The sequence below is a fragment of the Alteromonas sp. a30 genome (assembly GCF_026788005.1).
GTDB lineage: Bacteria > Pseudomonadota > Gammaproteobacteria > Enterobacterales > Alteromonadaceae > Paraneptunicella.
The window spans coordinates 1-3061 of the sequence record NZ_JABEPE010000054.1 but is presented as its reverse complement, the minus strand read 5'-3'; the positions used below and the strand labels follow the sequence as shown (position 1 = coordinate 3061).

The 3061-nt window shown below is 44.5% G+C and carries 6 protein-coding genes; 5 read left to right on the top strand and 1 reads right to left on the bottom strand.

Annotated features, from left to right (window positions below):
* Nucleotides 1-519 (top strand): RadC family protein (radC, locus tag HJG39_RS18995; RefSeq protein WP_442781052.1); only part of this gene is annotated, 519 nt, incomplete at its 5' end.
* Nucleotides 520-581: 62 nt separating this feature from the next.
* Here radC and HJG39_RS18990 read toward each other — a convergent pair.
* A complete protein-coding gene (locus HJG39_RS18990) occupies nt 582-1136 on the bottom strand; it encodes a hypothetical protein (RefSeq protein ID WP_268411959.1) in 555 nt (184 codons plus the stop codon).
* A 441-nt stretch (nt 1137-1577) separates the two neighbouring features.
* Between HJG39_RS18990 and HJG39_RS18985 the strand changes: the two genes are divergently transcribed.
* The 4 genes from HJG39_RS18985 to HJG39_RS18970 form a co-directional block, all read left to right on the top strand.
* Nucleotides 1578-2087, top strand: a complete 510-nt coding sequence (locus HJG39_RS18985; protein ID WP_268411958.1) for an antirestriction protein ArdA — start codon at nt 1578-1580, stop codon at nt 2085-2087.
* 147 nt (nt 2088-2234) lie between these two features.
* Nucleotides 2235-2498 (top strand): type II toxin-antitoxin system ParD family antitoxin, encoded by a 264-nt coding sequence (locus HJG39_RS18980; protein ID WP_268411957.1) that lies wholly within the window; start codon nt 2235-2237, stop codon nt 2496-2498.
* Nucleotides 2499-2789 carry a type II toxin-antitoxin system RelE/ParE family toxin gene (locus tag HJG39_RS18975; RefSeq protein WP_268411955.1) on the top strand — a complete coding sequence of 97 codons (291 nt, stop codon included), beginning with the start codon at nt 2499-2501 and terminating at the stop codon, nt 2787-2789.
* Nucleotides 2790-2859: 70 nt separating this feature from the next.
* Nucleotides 2860-3061: hypothetical protein (locus HJG39_RS18970; protein WP_268411953.1), on the top strand; the 202-nt coding region annotated here is incomplete at its 3' end.

The following is a 3061-nucleotide window of genomic DNA, read 5'->3' as shown; positions in this document are numbered from 1 at the left end:
GCGACAGAGGAAAGCACCATGACAATTTCAGCCAACACCACACAAACCCTTTACGTCCGCGACCCAAACGGCGCATATCAAGAGCTTAGCTTTGACGAAGTGATTGACGCCGCAACACTGATGTTAAACACCAAATTCAAGCGCGGCATCGCCATCAACCACGCGGGCGATGTGAAGCAACATTTGAAGGTCAAACTCGCCCCGCTGGAGCACGAGGTTTTTTACGCATTATGGCTGGATAATCAAAACCGCATCATCACCGAAGACGTACTTTTCCGAGGCACAATCAACAGTGCGAGTGTCTTCCCGCGCGAAGTCGTGAAAACGGCGCTGCGTCACAACGCCGCAGGTGTCATTCTTGCCCACAATCACCCCAGCGGTATCGCGGAGCCTTCGAATTCTGATGAGTACATCACCAAGCGCCTAATTGACGCGCTGTACCTTGTGGAGGTGAAAGTGCTGGATCACATCATCGTGGGCGAAGAAGTGGTGTCTTTCGCGCAACGGGGGTTGATTTAGGGGGCAAGGTTTATTCGCTAATTCACTTGAACTATTTCGTTAAGGCGCCTGAATCTTCGCTGTTAACTTTTATTAATTTCATTTGTTCTTATTCTTCTTCTTATTTCTCTTCCTACAGCAGAGAGTGCATAATCTTTATTTCCACCTGGAATCGATGTGACAACTGTTCTTGAGCAATTTTCGCATATGAATTTAGTTTCGGACTCGTAAGAAAAGCGTCGACAGGAGCTATCATCGTAAACCAGCTCAGCATCACATCTAGGGCAAAAGCACCACAAGTTTATAATTTCATTTATTCCCCAACGCCAGCGCCATTTAGTTCCAAATAAAAAATCTTCAATATAAGTTTCATAACTATTAATTTCAGTTCCCTTTTTAAATGAGAGAAAAATACGGCTTAAGCTCATTAAAGCCAGTACCGCGATTATAATTAATAGCCAACCAGAAATGGAGTACGAGGACACTAGAGCTTCCCATAACCAAACTATTCCAGACCATATCCATGATAAGAAGGCAACGGTCATTTCTCTTAGTGTGGGAACTATTAGTAAAATAATACCCGCAATTAGAGAGGCAATAGCGCCATTTCTGATTGACTTATAAGAATTATCTCTCATGTATATATCCTATAGAGCTTTGGTGGTTTTTCTTGGGGTATTATTAATATAATTAAAGAGTTAATACAAAGTCCACTTACTCTGGACTTTACTCCCAATAAATTACTTTTTAGTAGGTAAAAGCCTTTCCCTACCTCCAACTGCTGGCGCATTTTCCGTTACCCATTCGAGCGGAAAGATTCTCTCCGCAACGCCTCTCTTTAGATATTGCCCATCTCTAACGCTCGGAATTTTCTTTGTCCGATAGGAGCAGTCTTGTTTGCTCAAAATCCAGAAAAATAGCCCTCAACCGTGTACGCGGCTGCGCCTGTGTGCCGCACCATTGAGGACGATTTTTCGTGATTTTTTCACCCCCGCCTTAGTCGCCCTAGTCGGCAGAGGTTCATACGCAAACGCCTTTGGCGGTTTGTTGAACCTCAAATCCGATGAAAGGGGAAAATGATGACAGAGACAAGAATTTATATTGCTGACCTTGCGGCCTATAACAACGGTATTTTGCACGGTGTGTGGGTTGATGCCACTTTAGCGCTTGATGACATTCAAGAGCACATTAATACGCTGCTGCAAACATCGCCTGTTGATGATGCCGAGGAGTACGCCATTCATGATTATGAAGGGTTTGAAGGCTATCGTTTATCGGAATATGAGGGCATTGAGTCTGCCCATACAGTCGCCTTATTTATTGAAGAGTATGGTAAGTTAGGCGCTGAATTATTGGATTACTATTCAGACCTTGAAGAAGCACAAAAGGCCATTGATGAGCGCTATCACGGCGTATATGACAGTCTCGAAGATTATGCGCGTCAGTTCACCGAAGATACCAGCACCATTCCCGAACATCTTGCATTTTATATCGACTATGAACGCATGGGCAGAGATTGGGAAATGTCGGGCGATATTGTCAGCTTTGAACTAAGTCATGGTGAAGTCCATGTTTTTAGCGGGCATTAAGCCCGCGCCCAGTTCAGGCGGGATTCGGATGTCGCTAGAAGTCCATGATCTTTATCGAACAATGGGGCTTTGATATGTGTTTACTTTTTGCGCGGGAAACTCTATATAAGATATAATAAGAAATATTCATATTATTGGAGTAAAGCTATGTCACAAGCAAAAACTCAAACCCTAAGCCTTGGTGAGCGTTGGAATGCTTTTATTGCTGCACAAATTGAAGATGGGCGGTATGCCTCTGCCAGTGAAGTGGTGCGAGATGCCTTGCGTCTCATGGAAGAGAAAAAATCCGCATCCAGTTTAGAGCAATTACGCGCAGCCTTACGTGAGGGAGAAGAAAGCGGTAGCGCAGGTCTTTTCGATGCTCAGGCTATTAAGAATGAGGTGATCAAAGATATGGGACTTTCCAAATAGATGCTGCCAATACATATTCAGGTTAAGGCCAAGGACGATCTTAAGAAAATCCTGATGCATTCGGTTGAGGAATGGGGGCTGGAGCGCGCCGAGCGTTACTATGATGATCTTACCGCAGGGATTGCTTCTATTGCTGACAACCCACAAATAGGATTTGCGCGTGATGATATAAAAGCGGGGTATCGTCAGCTTGCAGTAGAAAAACACGCTGTTTTCTACCGTGTTACAAAGTCGAAAATTCACATTATCCGTATCTTGCATGAAAGAATGCTGAAATCAGGGCATCTTTAGCTCGCCGTTACCTATTTCTTAATACTTTCGCTCTATGATTGTACTGCGTAAGAGAATTGAGAATAACGGCATGGACGCAGACGAAATAAGAATAACCAAAGAGCAAAACGGGCAAGACGCTACGCGGCGTCAATATAATGCCGAGCTTGCGGGTGAGTATATCGGGCAATCGCGCTTTGTTCATCGGGAGCAAGGAGCCAAAGCCCAAGAAGACAAAAAACACGCGCGCGATACGCTAGCGATGCTGATGCAAAGTGCATCTTATAAACAAG